Annotated in this window: 13 protein-coding genes; 6 read left to right on the top strand and 7 right to left on the bottom strand. The window is 73.3% G+C overall.

What is annotated here, in order from left to right:
* Window positions 1-143: 143 nt before the first annotated feature.
* The 4 genes from AC1HIL_RS34520 to AC1HIL_RS34505 form a co-directional block, all read right to left on the bottom strand.
* Window positions 144-977 (bottom strand): ChbG/HpnK family deacetylase, encoded by an 834-nt coding sequence (locus tag AC1HIL_RS34520; RefSeq protein ID WP_261217633.1) that lies wholly within the window; start codon window positions 975-977, stop codon window positions 144-146.
* Entirely contained in the window at window positions 974-1,966 is a 993-nt protein-coding gene (locus AC1HIL_RS34515) for a glycosyltransferase family 2 protein (RefSeq protein ID WP_261217631.1), read from the bottom strand. The genes AC1HIL_RS34520 and AC1HIL_RS34515 overlap by 4 nt, the downstream gene beginning before the upstream one ends.
* A gap of 112 nt (window positions 1,967-2,078) precedes the next feature.
* Window positions 2,079-3,521: a sensor histidine kinase gene (locus tag AC1HIL_RS34510; protein WP_261217629.1), complete on the bottom strand. Its 1,443-nt coding sequence runs from the start codon at window positions 3,519-3,521 to the stop codon at window positions 2,079-2,081.
* Entirely contained in the window at window positions 3,514-4,197 is a 684-nt protein-coding gene (locus AC1HIL_RS34505; RefSeq protein WP_261217628.1) for a response regulator transcription factor, read from the bottom strand. The genes AC1HIL_RS34510 and AC1HIL_RS34505 overlap by 8 nt, the downstream gene beginning before the upstream one ends.
* Window positions 4,198-4,343: 146 nt before the next feature.
* On the opposite strand from AC1HIL_RS34505, the gene AC1HIL_RS34500 reads away from it, so the two are divergent.
* From AC1HIL_RS34500 to AC1HIL_RS34475, 6 genes are all read left to right on the top strand, one after another.
* Entirely contained in the window at window positions 4,344-5,486 is a 1,143-nt protein-coding gene (locus AC1HIL_RS34500) for an efflux RND transporter periplasmic adaptor subunit (protein ID WP_261217621.1), read from the top strand.
* Entirely contained in the window at window positions 5,479-8,574 is a 3,096-nt protein-coding gene (locus AC1HIL_RS34495; protein ID WP_479668997.1) for an efflux RND transporter permease subunit, read from the top strand. The genes AC1HIL_RS34500 and AC1HIL_RS34495 overlap by 8 nt, the downstream gene beginning before the upstream one ends.
* A 15-nt stretch (window positions 8,575-8,589) precedes the next feature.
* Window positions 8,590-10,086 (top strand): efflux transporter outer membrane subunit, encoded by a 1,497-nt coding sequence (locus tag AC1HIL_RS34490; protein ID WP_261217617.1) that lies wholly within the window; start codon window positions 8,590-8,592, stop codon window positions 10,084-10,086.
* The gene (locus AC1HIL_RS34485) at window positions 10,083-10,454 is read left to right on the top strand and encodes a RidA family protein (RefSeq protein WP_057595081.1); all 372 of its coding nucleotides are present in this window, start codon (window positions 10,083-10,085) and stop codon (window positions 10,452-10,454) included. Before AC1HIL_RS34490 ends, AC1HIL_RS34485 begins: the two co-directional genes overlap by 4 nt.
* Window positions 10,454-10,807 carry a hypothetical protein gene (locus AC1HIL_RS34480; protein ID WP_261217614.1) on the top strand — a complete coding sequence of 118 codons (354 nt, stop codon included), beginning with the start codon at window positions 10,454-10,456 and terminating at the stop codon, window positions 10,805-10,807. Before AC1HIL_RS34485 ends, AC1HIL_RS34480 begins: the two co-directional genes overlap by 1 nt.
* A 61-nt stretch (window positions 10,808-10,868) precedes the next feature.
* On the top strand, window positions 10,869-12,473 hold the full coding sequence (locus AC1HIL_RS34475) for a glycosyltransferase family 39 protein (RefSeq protein WP_261217613.1): 1,605 nt from the start codon (window positions 10,869-10,871) through the stop codon (window positions 12,471-12,473).
* Between the two features lie 8 nt (window positions 12,474-12,481).
* On the opposite strand, the gene AC1HIL_RS34470 is transcribed toward AC1HIL_RS34475, so the two are convergent.
* The 3 genes from AC1HIL_RS34470 to AC1HIL_RS34460 all read right to left on the bottom strand — a co-directional run bounded on the left by AC1HIL_RS34470 (window position 12,482) and on the right by AC1HIL_RS34460 (window position 16,204).
* The gene (locus AC1HIL_RS34470) at window positions 12,482-13,873 is read right to left on the bottom strand and encodes a sensor histidine kinase (protein WP_261217611.1); all 1,392 of its coding nucleotides are present in this window, start codon (window positions 13,871-13,873) and stop codon (window positions 12,482-12,484) included.
* Entirely contained in the window at window positions 13,873-14,574 is a 702-nt protein-coding gene (locus AC1HIL_RS34465) for a response regulator (protein WP_261217609.1), read from the bottom strand. Before AC1HIL_RS34465 ends, AC1HIL_RS34470 begins: the two co-directional genes overlap by 1 nt.
* 64 nt (window positions 14,575-14,638) lie before the next feature.
* Entirely contained in the window at window positions 14,639-16,204 is a 1,566-nt protein-coding gene (locus tag AC1HIL_RS34460) for an efflux transporter outer membrane subunit (protein WP_261217607.1), read from the bottom strand.
* Window positions 16,205-16,220: the final 16 nt, after the last annotated feature.

The following is a 16,220-nucleotide window of genomic DNA, read 5'->3' as shown; positions in this document are numbered from 1 at the left end:
GTCTCCGTGGGGCCCTGGCCACCTCGGGTGGCGCGGACCTTGTCTCTCGTTCAATGGTCCGAGGATACGAAGCCGGGTCGGCGCACGGCATGACCGGGCCGATCAAACTGCATGACGCGCGGCGACGGCGCCCTGGCCGGATCTCAGGCGCCTGTCCGCAGGCCGCCCGCCGACAACGCCGCGAGCTCGACCTGCCCGCCGCGGGGATCGCGCCATGGAAACGCCATGCCCGCCAGCACCGTGTACTCCGCCGCCCGGGCCTCCTGGTGCGGCGTGCCCGCGTCCTCGGCCAGCGAGGGATGGCACATCAGCACATCGCCGCTGCGCGCCGCGGACAGCCAGGCGAGCAGGCGCCGCCGGTAGCCCGCCACCCCGCCCGCGAAGTCGTAGACGCCCAGCAGTCCCCGGCTCGTCGGGATCGCGCGCAGCGCGGCGTCGCGCACCAGCGCACGGCCGCCCAGCGCGTGGATCACCCGGGGCTTGAGCGCCAGGCCGCCGGGCCGCGTGTTGCGCAGCCACGGCGGCGCCGCCGCGTAACGGCGCGAGACCTCTTCGAGCAGCAGCTCGCGCACCATCGGCAGCTGGTGCACATGCCGGTGCCCGTCGACGAAGGCGGGCGCGCGGCCCAGGCCCTCCTCGAAGCGCGAGAGCTGCTCGGCGATGGTCTGCCGCAGGCGCGCCCGCGGCATCGACCGTGCGTAGCAGCGCAGCACCAGCGGGCACAGGCCGGGCTCCTCGGCGCCCGGTGACCGCGGCGGCGTGAGGTCCAGGTGCAAGCCGACGTCGACGCGCGCGGCATCGACGCGCCGCAGCGCGGCCAGGCCCCATGGCCAGGCCTCGCGCAGCACCAGGCAACCGGTGGCCGAGAGATTGCGCCGCGCGATCAGGTCGAGCACCGCCGCGTTGATGCCCGCGCTCATGCCGAAGTCGTCGGCGCAGATGCAAAGCCGTTGCGTTGCGGCCGCGGGCGCGGTCATGGCTCCTCGGTTTCCAGGCCGTGGCCGCGCTGCTCGCGCACCACGTAGACGGGCCGGCCCTTGACCTCCTCGAAGATGCGCGCCACGTATTCGCCGAGGATGCCGGTGGAGATCATCTGCACGCCGATGAAGAACATCAGGCTCACGACGATGGTCGACCAGCCCGACACCTCGTTGCCGAAGCACATGTAGTCGAAGACCACGTAGCTGCCGTAGCCGAAGGCCGGCACCGCGAGCATCAGGCCGGCCACGCTGACCATGCGCAGCGGCCAGGTGGTGAAGGAGGTGAGGCCGTCGAGCGCCAGCTTGAACAGGCGCCGCGCGTTGAAGCGGCTGCGCCCCTCGGCGCGCGGCGCCGGCGTGTAGGGCAGCGCCACGGCGCGAAAGCCGACCCAGGCGTACAGGCCCTTCATGAAGCGGCTGCGCTCGGGCAGCTTCAGCAGCGCATCGACCACCTTGCGATCCATGAGGCGGAAGTCGCCCGCGTTCTCCGGCACCGCGAAGCGGTCGGAGGCGTTGAGCAGCCGGTAGAACAGGCGCGTGCTCCAGGTCTTCAGCGGCCCCTCGTCGCGGCGGTCCTCGCGCACCGCGTAGACCACCTCCGCGCCCGCGCGCCACTGGTCGATCATGGCGCGCACCAGCGCGGGCGTGTGCTGCATGTCGCCGTCGAGCAGCACCACCGCATCGCCGCGCGCCGCGCCCAGGCCGGCGGTCAGGGCCGCTTCCTTGCCGAAGTTGCGCGACAGCGAGAGGCCGCGGATGCCGGGCCGCTCGCACCACGCGCCGAGCACGAGGTCGGTGTCGTCGGTGCTGCCGTCGTTGACCACGATCACCTCCCAACGCAACCCGGTGGCGCGCAGCATGCGCTCGAGTTCCGGCAACAGCGTGCCCAGGTTCCGCGCCTCGTTGAAGCACGGAACGACGCACGAGATGCTCGGTAGGGCGACCTGCGGCCTCTGCAGCCTCGATTCGGAGAGGGGGGCGTTCATGGATGGATCGGCGGCACCTCGGATGCCGTGACGAAGAATGAGCTGGAGATTACGAGCTTGTGCATAGGAAAGCACTCAATTCCATGTGCGCGACGCGACCCTTTGCGCGCGGTCAGTGCGGGGTCAGCATCGGCGGCTCCGGCCGCGCCGCGGCCAGCGGCAGCCGCAGCTCGAAGCGCGCGCCGCCGCCCGGTGCGTTCATCGCCTCGATGCGGCCGCCATGCCCCTGCACCACGGCCTGCGACAGCGCGAGCCCGAGGCCCAGGCCCGGCGTGGTCTCGTCCGAACGCGCGCCGGCGCCGCGGTAGAAGCGCTCGAACAGGTGCGGCAGTTCGTCGCTGCGGATGCCGGGACCGTGGTCCGCGATGCGCACCACGGCCTCGCCGCTGCCCGGTGGCGCGAACACGTCGACGTGCACGGTGCCGCCATCGGGCGAGAACTTCAGGGCGTTGTCGAGCAGGTTGGCCAGCGCGAGGTTCGCGGCGCCGCGCGCCACGCGCACCGCCACCGGCGCGAGCAGCTCCAGCCGCAGCCGGATGCCGCGCTCGCGCGCCATCGGCTCGAGGCGCCGCACCGCTTCCTCGGCCAGCCGGTCGAGCGCCACGGTCTCCGCGGCCTCGCGCTCCTGGCCCGCGTCGATGCGGGCCAGCACCAGCAGTTCCTCCACCAGCAGCGAGAGCGATTCCACCTCGTCGAGCGCCGAGCGCAGGGTCTGGACATAAGCCGCGGGTTCGCGCGGCCGGCGCAGCGCGAGCTCGAGCTCGGTACGCAGCCGCGACAGCGGCGAGCGCAGCTCGTGCGAGGCATCGGCGGTGAAGCGCCGCTGCGCCTCCATGCCGTGCTCGATGCGCGCCAGCATCGCGTTGAGCGTCTCGACGAGCCGGCCGACCTCGTCGGCCGTGCCAGGGCTCGGCAGCCGTTCGCTGAGGTTGGCGTCGCTGATGCGGTGCGCCTGCTGCACCACCTCGTCGATGGCGCGGAAGGCGCGCCGCGTGATCAGCGTGCCGGCCAGTCCCAGCGCCAGCAGCAGCGCGCCGCCGAGCACGAGGAACAGCACGCTGGCCATCGCGACCGTGCGGTTGACGTCGTCGAGCGAGCCGGCCACCTGCACCGCCAGCGTCGCCGCGCGGCCGGGCACCGGCACCGAGACCATGCGCGTGGGTTCCTCGCCGAAGCCCTCGAGCGTCTCGAACACGGTCTCGCCCGCGGCGAGCCGCTCGCGCAGCAGCGGCGGTATCGGCAACTGGGCCTCGCCGAGGTTGGTGCTGCGCGCGAGCACGCGGCCATCGGGGCCGACGATCTGCACCAGCCGGTCGAGCCGCACGAAGGAGGGCGCGCCCGGTCCCGAGGGCGCCTCGTGCACCGTGGCCGCGCTGCCCGCGTCGGCCGACAGCAGCATGCCGAGCTCGGTCTCGGCCAGTGCGAGCAGCGCGGCGTCGAGCTCGCGGTGCACGTTGCGCGCGAACACCGCATAGGCGCCGAAGGCCGCGATGGCCATGACCGCGACGGTCACGCCCACCTGCACCAGCACCAGGCGCCGGCGCAGGCTAAGCATGGCCGTCGTCCGCCGCGAGCCGGAAACCGCGGCCGCGCACCGTGCGGATCAGCGGCGGCGCCGGTGCCGCGTCGACCTTGCGGCGCAGGTTGCCCACATGCACGTCGATCAGGTTGTCGATGCCGATCAGGTCGTCCTTCCAGACCTGTTCGGCCAGGCGCGCGCGGCTCACCACCTCGCCGGCATGCCGCAGCAGCATGTGCAGGATCGCGAACTCTTTGTGCGTCAGGTCCAGCGTCGCGCCGCCGCGCTGCGCGCGCTGGCGCTGCGGATCGAGGCTCAGGTCGGCCAGCGACAGGATCACCGGTCGCATGCTCTCCGGGCGGCGCAGCAGCGCGCGCACGCGCGCCAGCAGTTCGTCGAAGGCGAAGGGCTTGGTCAGGTAGTCGTCGGCGCCGGTGTTCAGGCCCTCGACGCGGTCGCGCAGCGCATCGCGCGCCGTGAGCATCAGCACCGGCGTCGCGCAGCCGCGCCGGCGCAGCTCGCGGCACAGCGAGAGGCCGTCGCCCCCCGGCAGCATCCAGTCCAGGACCAGCAGGTCGTAGGCCTGCACGAAGGCCCGCTCGTCGCCTTCCTCGGCGCTGTGCACCGCGTCGACCACGAAGCCTTCCTCCTCGAGGCCGCGCGCGAGCAGCCGGGCCGCCTTGCGGTCGTCTTCGATCAACAGGATTCGCATGGCGCGCCATCATCGGGTCGCAACCTGACCGCCCGCTGCCACGATCCTGAAGCCGTCTTCAGGATTTCTTGGGGAAATCTTCAGCCGCGTTTTCCTACGCTCGCGCCGGTGCCGGCAGCCAGCCGCGCCGCGACGCATCCATCGCCATGAAGAAGCCTCCCCACAAGATCATCCTCGCGCATGCCATTGCCGGCACCCTGGCCTGCGCGGCCCTGTACGCCGGCTGGTTCCATGCCGCGGCGCACAGTGCGCCCGCCGTGCCCGCGCCCGCGCCGCTGCTGGTGCGCGAAGGCCACCGCCTGAGCGTGCCCGCCGGCTCCCCGCTGCGCGAGCGGCTGCGGGTCGACGCCATCGGCGAAAGCACGAGCTCGCACCTGCTGAGCCTGCCCGCAACGGTGGAGGCCGACCCGGCGCGCACCGTCAACATCCTGCCGCCGCTGGCCGGGCGCCTGCTCGCGCTCCAGGTGCGCCTCGGCGACACGGTGCGCGCGGGCCAGCTGCTCGCGACGATGAGCTCGCCCGACCTCGCCCAGGCCGTGGCCGACGCGCAGAAGGCACGCGACGCGCTCGCGCTGGCCGAGCGCGCGCTCGCGCGGGCGCAGGGCGTCAACGAGGCCGGCTCCAACGCGGCCAAGGACGTGGAGGCGGCGCGCAGCGCAGTGGTGCAGCAGACGGCCGAGCTGCGGCGCAGCGAGGCGCGCCTGCGCGCCATCGGTGCCGGCGACGGCGGCGACGGCCGGGTGCTGCGGATCGTCGCGCCCATGGCCGGCACCGTCACCGCGCTCAATGTCGCGCGCGGCGCGGTGCTCAACGACACCAACGCGGCGCTGATGACCGTCTCCAACCTCGAGCGCGTCTGGGTCGGCGTCAGCGTGCCCGAGAACCTGCTGGGGCAGGTGGCCGCGGGCCAGAAGGCCACGGTGACGCTGGCCTCGCAGCCGGGGCGCCATTTCGCGGGCACGGTCGGCTTCGTCGGAACGCTGCTCGATGCCGACACGCGCCGCGCGCGCGCGCGGATCGCCTTCGACAACCCCGACGGCAGCTTCAGGCCCAACATGTTCGCGACCGCGCAGATCGAGCTGCCGCAGGCCGCGCAGCCGCAGGTGCCGAGTTCGGCGCTGCTGATGAACAACGACAGCGTGAGCGTGTTCGTGGAGGTGCAGCCGTGGACCTTCGAGCGGCGCCCGGTCGAGCTCGGACGCGAGGACGGCGAGCGGGTGCGCATCCGCGGCGGCCTCGCGGCCGGCGAGCGCGTGGTGGTCCAGGGCGGCGTGCTGCTCAATGATTAACCTCGTCATCTCCCAGTTCCTGCGCCGCCGCCACCTGGCCTGGGCGCTGTCGGTCGCGCTGGTGCTGTTCGGCGCCTGGTCGTGGACGCAGATGACCGTCGAGGCCTACCCCGACCTCGGCGACGTCACGGTGCAGGTGACGACGCAGGTCAACGGCCTGGCCTCCGAGGAGATGGAGCAGCAGATCACCACGCCGCTGGAGCGCGCGCTGAGCAACACGCCGGGGCTGGCCTCGATCCGCTCGAGCAGCACCTTCGGGCTGTCGCTGATCACGCTGACCTTCAAGGACGGCACCGACGACTACTTCGCGCGCCAGCGCGTGACCGAGCGCATCGGCCAGGTCAGCCTGCCCGCGGGCGCGCAGCCGGGCCTCGGGCCGGTGGCGGGGCCGGCCGGCGAGATCTACCGCTACACGCTCGAGTCCGACCGCATGAACCTGATGGAGCTGTCGGAGCTGCAGCGCTGGAAGGTGATCCCGGCCCTCAAGCAGGTGGCGGGCGTGGTCGACGTCAACAACTTCGGCGGCTTCACGCGCGAGTTCCAGCTCGAGCTCGATCCCGCGCGGCTGCAGGCGCACGGGCTGGTGCTCAACGACGTGGTGACGGCGATCAACAACGGCAGCGCCAACGCGGGCGGCGGGCGCATCGCGCGCGGCGAGCAGAGCTACGTGGTGCGCGGCATCGGCCAGATCCGCTCGCTCGACGACCTGGGCGCGGTGATGGTGTCGAACAGCGGCGGCGCGCCGGTGCTGGTGCGCGACCTCGGGCGGCTGCAGTTCGGGCACCAGGAGCGCGGCGGCATCCTCGGCAAGAACACCGACCCCGACACGATCGAGGGCATCGTGCTGATGCTCAAGTACGAGAACCCCTCGCGCGTGCTCGAGGGCGTGCACCGCAAGATCGACGCGCTGCAGGCCGAGCTCGCCCCGCTGGGCGTGCGCATCGTGCCCTACATCGACCGCGACGACCTCGTGAAGCTCACGGTCGACAAGGTGACGCGCACCGTGCTCGAGGGCATGGCGCTGGTGTGCTTCGTGCTCATCCTGTTCCTCGGCAGCCCGCGCAGCGCGGTGGTCGCGGCGATGGCCATCCCGATGTCGCTGGTGACGGTGTTCATCGTGATGCACTTCACGCGCATGCCGGCCAACCTGTTCTCGCTCGGCGCGATCGACTTCGGGATCATCGTGGACGGCGCCATCGTGGTGATGGAGGCGATCCTGCGGCGGCGCGAGGAGGAACCGGACGCCACGCTCACCGAGGGCAACATCCTCGAGACCGTGAGCCACGTCTCGGGGCCGATCTTCTTCGCCACGCTGATCATCATCACGGCCTACTTCCCGCTGTTCGCCTTCGAGCGCGCCGAGGGCAAGCTGTTCCGGCCGATGGCCTTCACCGTCGGCTACGCACTCGTGGGCGCGCTGCTGTGCGCGCTCACGCTGATCCCGAGCCTGGCCTACGTGGCGCTGCGCAAGCCGCAGCGTCCCTTCGTCAACCGGCCGCTGCTGTGGCTCACCGCGGCCTACCGGCGTGCGCTCGACCTGCTGCTGGGCATGCCCGCCATCGCCTACGGCCTGGGCGTGGCCGCGCTGCTGGCGGTGGCCGTGCTCGGCGCCACGGCCGGGCGCGAGTTCCTGCCCGACATCGACGAGGGCGCGCTGTGGCTGCAGGTGCAGCTGCCCTCGGGCCTGTCGCTCGACAAGGCCAGCGAGATGGCCACCGAGCTGCGCCACGTGCTGCTCGAGTACCCGGAGGTTTCGTACGTGGTGACGCAGCTCGGGCGCAACGACGACGGCACCGACCCCTGGACGCCCTCGCACATGGAGGTGCCGGTGGGCCTCAAGCCCTACGCCGAATGGCCCGCGGGCATGCACAAGGCCGACTTCGTGCGCATGCTGGGCGAGCGCTTCGCGCGCATGCCGGGCTTCGACGTGGGCATCAGCCAGCCGATCATCGACGGCGTGAACGATGCCGTCGGCGGTGCCCACAGCCCGCTGGTGCTGCGCATCTACGGCGACGACCTCGCCAAGAGCCGGCGCATCGGCAACCGCATCGTCGAGCTGCTGGGCACGGTGCGCGGCACGGCCTCGGCCTCGCTGCTCCAGGAGCCGCCGATCCCGCAGGTGGTGATCCGGCTCGACCGCGAGGCGGCCGCGCGCCGCGGCGTGAGCGCGGCCGACGTCGCGAGCCTGGTGCAGACCGGCATCGGCGGCGCGCCGGTCATCACGGTGTACGAGGGGGCGCGCACCTACAACGTGTCGGTGAAGCTGCCGCGCAGCGCCAAGGGCGGCACCGAAGCCCTCGGCGCGCTGCTGCTCAACGGTTCCAACGGCACCAAGGTGCCGCTGGCGCAGGTGGCCGACATCCGCCTGCAGACCGGCGAGAGCACCATCTCGCACGAGATGAACGAGCGCCAGATCACGGTGCGCGTGGACAACCGCGACCGCGACCTGGCCTCCTACCTCGAGGAGGCGCGCGCGCGCATCGCGAAGGAGGTGCCCTTCGATCCGGCGAAGTTCCGGCTGCAGTGGGCCGGCCAGTTCGAGAACCAGCAGCGCGCGCAGGCGCGCCTGGGCGTGTCGCTCGCGATCGTGGTCGCGATCATGGCGGTGCTGCTGTTCTTCCAGTTCGGCAAGATCCGGCACGTGGCGCTGATCCTCGGCGTGGTGCCCATGGCCACGCTCGGCGGGCTGATCGCGGTCCACCTTGCGGGCGAGACCCTCAACATGGCGACCGCGGTGGGCTTCATCGCGCTGTTCGGCGTGTCGATACAGAACGGGATCATCATGGTCGCGAACTTCCGCCGCGTGCGCGGCGAGGGGCTGGCGCTGCGGGCCTCGGTGCTCGAGGGCGCGACCGAGCGGCTGCGCCCGGTGCTGATGACGGCCTCGGTGGCCTCGGTCGGCATGCTGCCCGCGGCGCTGGCCACGGGCGTGGGCACCGATGTGCAGCGCGGGCTGGCCACGGTGGTGGTCGGCGGGCTGGTGGTGTCGACCCTGCTCACGCTGTTCATCCTGCCGGCCTTTTATTACGCGATGGAGCGGCTGTTCGAGCGCAAGGGCTGGGGCCTGCGCCCGCGGCGCGATCGCTGAAGGGGAGGGAGCGAGATGAACAAGAGCATCCCTGTTGCATTGGCCGTCGCGCTGTGCCTGGCCGGCTGCGCCGTGGGCCCCGATTACGCGCGTCCCCCGCTGGACTTGCCCGGGCGCTACACGGCCACGCCGCCGGTGGCCGAGGAAGGCGAGGGCGTGCCGCTGCCGCGGCTGTCGCCCGGCCTCGACATCCCGGCCCAGTGGTGGGCTGCCTTCCGCAATGAGCCGCTCAACGCGCTGGTGGCGCAGAGCCTGGCCGGCAATCCCGGTGTCGAAGCCGCGGAGGCGGCGCTGCGTGCGGCGCGCGAGAACGAGGCGGCCCAGCGCGCGGCCTTCTGGCCGGTGCTGACGGCCGGGCTCGCGCCCACGCGCCAGCGGGTGGCGAACGCGGTCGCGAGCCCGGTGTCGTCGAACGCGAGCCTCTACACGCTGCACACGGCGCAGCTCAACGTGAGCTATGCGCCCGACGTGTTCGGCGCCACGCAGCGGCAGGTCGAGGGCGCGCGCGCGCAGACCGAGGCGCAGCGCTTCCAGGCGCTCGCCGCGCGGCTCACGCTCAGCAGCAACGTGGTGGCGGCGGCGATCGCCGAGGCCTCGCTGCGGGCGCAGCGGCGTGCCACGCTGGCGATCGCCGAGAGCCAGGCGCAGGTACTGCAGGCCTATCGCCGCCAGCTCGCGCTGGGGCAGGTCGCGCAGGCCGACGTGGAGGCGCAGGCCGCCCTGCTGGCCGCGACCGAGGCCGCCGTGCCCGCGCTCGACAAGCAGCTCGCGCAGCAGCGCCACCAGCTGGCGGTGCTCGGCGGCCGCTACCCGAGCGAGGAGGTGGCGGCGCGCTTCGAGCTCGATACGCTGGAGTTGCCCGCCGAGCTGCCGCTCGCGTTGCCCGCCCTGCTGGTCGAGCACCGGCCCGACGTGCGCGCCGCCGAGGCCCAGCTGCAGGCCGCGAGCGCGGCCATCGGCGTCGCGGTGGCCGCGCGGCTGCCGGCCGTGACGCTGAGCGCCAACCTCGGTTCCTCGGCCTACACGCTGTCGCAACTGTTCCGTTCGCCCGCGATGTTCTGGACCGTCGCGGCCGGCGTCGCGCAGCCGCTGTTCGACGCCGGCGCGCTCGGCCACCGCGAGGCGGCCGCGCGCGCCTCGTTCGACGAGGCGGCCGCGCAGTACCGCGCGACCGTGCTCGCGGCCTTCCAGGACGTGGCCAACACGCTGGCCGCCATCGATGCCGACACGCGCGCGCTGCAGGCATCGGTGCGGGCCGAGCGCACCGCCGCGCAGGCGCTCGCGCGCACCCGCGCGCAGCTGCGGTGGGGCGATGCCAGCGCGCTCGCGCTGCTGCTCGCGCAACAGCAGCAGGCGCAGGCCGAGATCAGCCTCGTGCAGGCGCGCGCGCAGCGGCTCACCGACGCGGCCGCGCTGTTCCAGGCGCTCGGCGGCGGCTGGTGGAACGCACCCGCCGATCCGGCGTCGCCGACGCTTTCCTCCATCGCATCCTCTTCGTCCGCAACGCCATGAACATCGTCCGCCACGAGATGGGCCCCCGCTTCAGCGAGATGGTGGCCGTCGACCTCGGCACCGCCCGCCTGCTCTACCTGTCGGGGCAGGTGGCCGAGAACCCCTCGCTCGACGTGACCGGCCAGATGCGCCAGGTGCTGCGCCAGATCGACGACCTGCTCGGCACCGAGGGCGCCACGCGCGAGAACCTGGTCAGCGTCACGATCTACCTGCGCACGGTGGGCGACTATGCCGCGATGAACGCGGTGTGGGACGAATGGGTGCCCGCCGGCCACACGCCCGCGCGCGCCACCGTGGGGGCCAGGCTGATCGATTCGGAGTACCGCGTGGAGATCCAGGCCACGGCCGCGGTGGGGGCACGCGGCTGATGCGTGGCATCGCCTGCGCGCTGGCGCCCGGCCTGCTCGCGCTGGCCGGCTGCGCCGGGCTCGGGACCAGCCATGCCGACTTCGTCGCGGGCTGGCGCACCGGGCGCGTCGAGGCCCTGGGCCGCGCCGGCGAACTCGCGCATGCCATGTACCGCGACTGCGCGCCGCAGGCGGGCGCGAACGAGCCCTATGCGGTCGTGCGCTACCACGACGGCGGGCTGCGCACGCGCGCACTCGGCACCACGCGCCTGCCGCCGGACCTGCGGGTCGGCGACACCGTGCGCGTCGACGTGCGCGATTGCAGCGCGCCGCTGGAGCTGCTCTCGCGGCCGGCGCCCGCCGACGCGTCATGAGGGCTGCGCGACGCGCCCGAAGTCAGGCGGCGGTGGGGTGCGGTCCCTATAAATCCCGCCCATGACTTCCGGATCGACGCCCGTGCCGGGCCGCTTTCTTCCCGCCGCCGCCGCGGCCCGCGAGCCGATCGAGCGCTGGGTGCCCGCGCTGCTCGTCGCGCTGGTGCTGGCGTGGGCCTGGCCAATGGTGGCGCTCGATGTCACGCCGCCCTGGGACAACGTGGAGGAGCTGTTCTGGAGCGGCAGCCTGCAGTGGGGCTACTACAAGCATCCGCCGCTGCCGAGCTGGCTGCTGAGCCTGCCGCTGGCGCTGTTCGGCCGCCAGCCGTGGCTGACCTACGTGGCCGGCGTGGGCTGCGGCGTGGGCGCGCTCTACCTGCTGTGGCGCTGGTCGCGCGAGATGATGACGCCGGCGCGCGCCGCCTTCGCGCTGCTGCTGGGCACGCTGGTCACCTACCACGTGCAGCGCGCGGTGGTCTACAACCACAACACGGTGCAGCTGCTGCCGCTCGCGGGCTACTGGTGGATGCTGTGGCGCGTGCTGCGGCCGGCCGGAAGCGGGCGCGCCGACTGGGTCTGGCTCGGGCTGTTCGCGGCGCTGTCGGTGCTCACCAAGTACAGCGCCGCGGTGCAGTTCGCCGTGGGGCTGGGCTTCGTGGTCCGCCAGGGCCTGTGGCGCGACGCGCGCGTGCGGCGCGACCTGTTGCTGGCCACCGGCCTCGCGCTGCTGCTCTTGTCGCCGCACCTGTGGTGGGTGCTGCAGCATGGCGACACCACGGTGGCCTATGCGCGCCATTCGGTGCATGCGGTCCATGGCCCGGGCGGCGGGCACCTGCTGCCGCGGCCGCTGCGCGTGCTGCTGGTGCAGCTCGCGCGGCTGTCGCCGATGCTGCTGTTCGTCGGCTGGGCCTGGATCGCGCAGCGGCGCGAGGCGGCGGCGGGGCCAACGGCACCGATGCCCGCGGCCTTCGACCGGCGCTTCCTCGCCTGGGCGACCCTCGGTCCCACCGCGCTGGTGCTGGCGGCCTCGGTGCTGCTGCATTCGCGGCTGGTGCCTGCCTGGCTCACCACCTTCTTCCTGCCGGCCGGCGTATGGGTGGCGGCCGCGCTGCCCTGGCTCGACGCGGAACGCTGGAGCCGGCGCCGCTGGAGCGCGATGCTGGCAGTCGCAGCGCTGTTGCACGTCACGGCCGCCTGGGCCTGTGCCTGGGTCGACGGCGTGGGGAGCACGCGGCTGGGCCACGTCACGCGCGCCAACCTGCCGACGCAGCGCATCGCGGACGCGGTCGAGGCGACCTGGCGCGCGCACCGGGGCGAGCGGCCGCTGCGGCTGCTGGTCGGCGACACCTGGTTCGCGGGCGCCATCGCGCTGCGCATGGATCCCGGCGTGCGCCTGCTGATCGATGGCGACGAACGCACCTCGCCGTGGCTGGCACCGGGCACGCTGGCGCGCGAGGGCGGCATGGTGCTGATGCTCGATACGCCGGCCTTCCGTTCCGAAGGTCCGCCGCTGCAGCCCCTGATGCAGACCGTGGACTGCGGCGGGGCGATCGAGCTGCCCTGGGCCGGCGAGGGCCCCGAACGCAGCGTGCGCATGCGCTGGGGCATCGTGCTGCCCGACGACGAGCGGGCAGCACCCGACATCGCCTGCGGCCGCGGGCCCTGAGCCCGTACTCAGTCGCCGGCCGGAAAGCGCAGCGTGACCGCGAGGCCGCCCCAGGCGCTGTCCAACAGCGTCACCGTGGCGCCGTGCATCGCCACGATGTCGCGCACGATGGCCAGCCCCAGGCCGCTGCCGTCGCCGGTCGCGTCGCGGCCGCGCACGAAGCGCTCGAGCACCGCCTCGCGCTCGTCCTCGGGAATGCCCGGCCCCGAGTCGCTCACGCGCAGCGCCGGCGGCGCGGTCTCGAACTCCACCAGCACGCGTCCGCCCGGCGGCGTGTAGCGGATCGCGTTGTCGAGCAGGTTGCTCAGCGCATCGGCGATCAGCTCGGGCTGCACCGCGACGCACACCGGCCGCTCGGGCGCGGCGAGCTCCAGCTCGATCGCGCGCGCCGACGCCTGCTCGATGTGGGTGGCGCCCACGTCCTGAGCGAGCGCGACGAGATCGATGCGGCGCCGGTCGAGATCGGCGCGCGCCTCGGGGTCGAGCGCGCCGAAGCTCAGCAGCTGCTGCACCAGCCGCCCCGAGCGCTGGATCGAGCCGCCGAGCTCGTCGACGATGCGCCGCATCGCCTGCGGATCGGGCGCCTCGGTGGCGCGCGCCAGGCCGAGCTGCAGGCCGGTCAGCGAGGTGCGCAGCTGGTGCGCCGCCGTCGCGGCGAACTGCCGCTCGCGCGCCAGCATGGTCCGGATGCGCGCGAGCAGCTCGTTGTGCGAACTCGCGAAGGCCTGCAGCTCGCGCGGCACCTCGTCGACGCCGATCGGGTCGAGCGAGGCATGCGAGCGCTCGTTCCAGCGCGTGGCGATGGCCTGCAGCGGTCGCACCGTGCGGCGCACGGCGATCGCGATGGCCAGCGCGGCGGCCACCACGAGCGCGACGACGGGCCACAGCAGCACCCAGAGTTCCTGCTCGGCGCGATGGCGCTTGGTCAGGGTCTCGCCCATCAGCATCGTGACCGGCGCGGCGCCGGGGCGCGTCAACTCCACGCGCACCACGCGCACCGGCTGGCCCAGGTAGGCGGCATCGAAGGCTTCGCCGCGGCGGTAGTGCACGCGCGCGGTGCCGCCGTCGGGCAGGCCGGGCTGCCCGGCCAGCAGCCGGCCGGACTGCGTGACGCTGAACCAGTTCTGGTCGATCTCGTCGAACAGCAGCATGGCCTTGAGCTGCGGCGACATGTCGATCGTCGCGACGCCCCGGTCGTCGTAGCGCAGCAGCGCGATGCTCGAGCGCGCGGCATCGAGCAGCCAGCGGTCGAACACGCGCTCGATGACCTCGTGCGTGTAGTGGAGGCCGAAGCCGCCGGCCACGGCCATCATCGTGATCAGTGGCAGCATCAGGCGCAGCAGCAGCTCGCGCCGCAGCCAGCGGATGCGACGCGGCGGTTGCGGCGGCAAGGCTTCCATCAGGCCTGCGGCGCGCCGGGGGCGGCCGTGTCGAGCACCAGCATGTAGCCGAAGCCGCGCATCGTGCGCACCTGCACGCCCGCGTCGACCAGCTTGCGGCGCAGGCGCGACACGTAGATCTCGGAGGCGCTGTCGCCGAGCTCGATGTTGCGTTCGGCCAGCGCATCGATCAGCGCGCGCTTGGCGACCAGCCGCGGCGCACGCTGCATCAGCAGGCCCAGCACCTCGAACTCGCGCGGCGCCAGGTCGAGCGCTTGGTCGTCCACATAGGCCCGGCCCAGGTCGCCGCGCCAGGTCAGCCGGCCGTAGTGCAGGTGGTCGCCGCGCGCCACCTGGGCGCGGCGGCCGAGCACCTCGATGCGCGCGTCGAGTTCCTCGGGCGCGAAGGGCTTGACCAGGTAGTCGTCGGCACCGCCCTGCAGGCCCAGCACGCGGTCGGCCACGCGGCTGCGCGCGGTCAGGATCAGCGCGGGCGTGAGGCGGTCGCGCTGGCGCAGCCGCCGCAGCCAGTCCAGACCGTCGCCGTCGGGCAGGTTGAGGTCGAGCACGATGAGCTCGAAATCCTGCACCTCGCGCTCGGCGAGCGCGCGGTCGGCCTCGGCGAGGTCGCCGCAGCCGCGCACCACCCAGCCGCGCTGGCGCCAGCGCAGTTGCAGTTCCCGCGAGATCACGGGGTCGTCTTCGATCAGCAGCAGGAGCATCGCGGTGCGAGGCGGCGGGGCGGGCGAGCGGGTGGGCCGCCATTGTCGGCCAGCGGCGGCGCGTTCACGACTTCGGCGTGCGCTGCCACCAGCCGCCGCCCGAGGCCTGGAACAGCGCGGCGCTGTCGCCCAGCCGCGCGGCCTGCGCCTGCACGCGCGCGAGCACCGCCTGGTCGTGGGCCTGCTGCGCGTTGAGCAGCGCGAGGCGATCGACGTCGCCGAGCCGGAGTCGGCGCCGCGTGAGGTCCAGCGCGACGCGGGCCTTCTCCTCGGCCAGTGCCGCGTCCCGCAGCGATTGCGCGTTGGCCTGGATCGACTGCAGCGTGTCGGCCACGTTCTGCAGCGCCGCGATCACGGTCGCGCGGTATTGGGCATCGGCCTGGCGCAGCCCCTCCTCGGCGGCGCGCTGGCGATGCGTGAGCGTGCCGCCGTCGAACAGTGTCTGTCCGACACTGCCCGCGAGGCTGAAGAAGCGCCCCGACTTCAGGAACATCTCGCCGAGCCGGCTGGCCGCGCCGCCCCAGCTCGCATCGATGGAGAACTGCGGCAGGCGGTCGGCCACCGCCACGCCGACCTGCGCGCTGGCGGCATGCAGCTGCTCCTCGGCGGCGCGGATGTCGGGCCGCTGCTCGACCAGGCGCGAGGGCAGGGCCAGCGGCAGCTCGCGCGGCAGCACCAGCGCATCGAGGTCGAAGTCGATCGCGAGGTCCTCGTCGGGGCCGTCGCCGGCCAGCGCGCGCAGCAGGTTGCGCGTCTGCTCGCGCTGCTTGCGCAGCGGCGGCAGCTGCTGGCGCGCCTGCGCGAGCGCGAGCTCCTGCTGCGCCAGGTCCTGCCGTGCCGCGTAGCCGGCCCGCAGCTGGCGCTGCAGCAGCGCCACCGCCTGCTCGTTGGCCTCGACGATGCCCTCGGCGATCGCGAGCTGCCGGCGCAGCAGCGCCTCCTGGATCGAGGCCGCCACCAGGTTCGAGGCCAGCGTGAGGTAGGCGGCCTCGAGCTGGTAGTGCTGCATCCGCGCCTGCGCCTCGAGGCTCTCGAGCTGCCGTCGCTGGCCGCCGAAGATGTCGGGCGCATAGCCGACCGTGAGCTGCGCGGTGTGGAAGTTGTAGATCACCGGCGCGTTGAAGGGCGCGCTGCCGCCCTCGCTGGCCGGCGTGCCCTGATAGGTGGAGATCACGCTGCCGTTGCCCTGCACGCCCGGCGAGTTGCCGCCGAGGTTGCCCGCGATCTTGGTGCGCGCGGGCGAGTAGCCGATGCCGACCGTGGGATAGAAGAAGCCGCGCTGCGCGTAGACGTTCTCCTGCGCCGCGCGCAGCGCCGCCTGCGCGGCCTCGAGCGTGGGACTGCGCGCGAGCGCGCGCGCGATCAGCGCGTCGAGGCGCGGCGAGCCGAACAGCGTCCACCAGTCGGCCTGGATGTCGCGCCCGGGCGCGAAGCGCTGCGCGTCGCCGCCGGGCACCGGTGCCGACACGGTGTCGAGCGGCAGCGCCGACGGGGCGTAGTCCTTCGCCATGGGCGGATCGGGGCGCCGGAAATCGGGGCCGACCGTGCAGCCGGCCAGCAGCGTCGCGCAGGCCAGCGCGAGCATCGATCGAACGCGGGGACGGAACGGGGAGGTGGAGGCGTGCTTCATCGCGGACTCCGGTGCA

This window comes from Variovorax sp. ISS6 (genome assembly GCF_056523145.1).
Note: the sequence above shows the minus strand (reverse complement) of the source record. Positions and strands in the feature narration are given on the sequence as shown.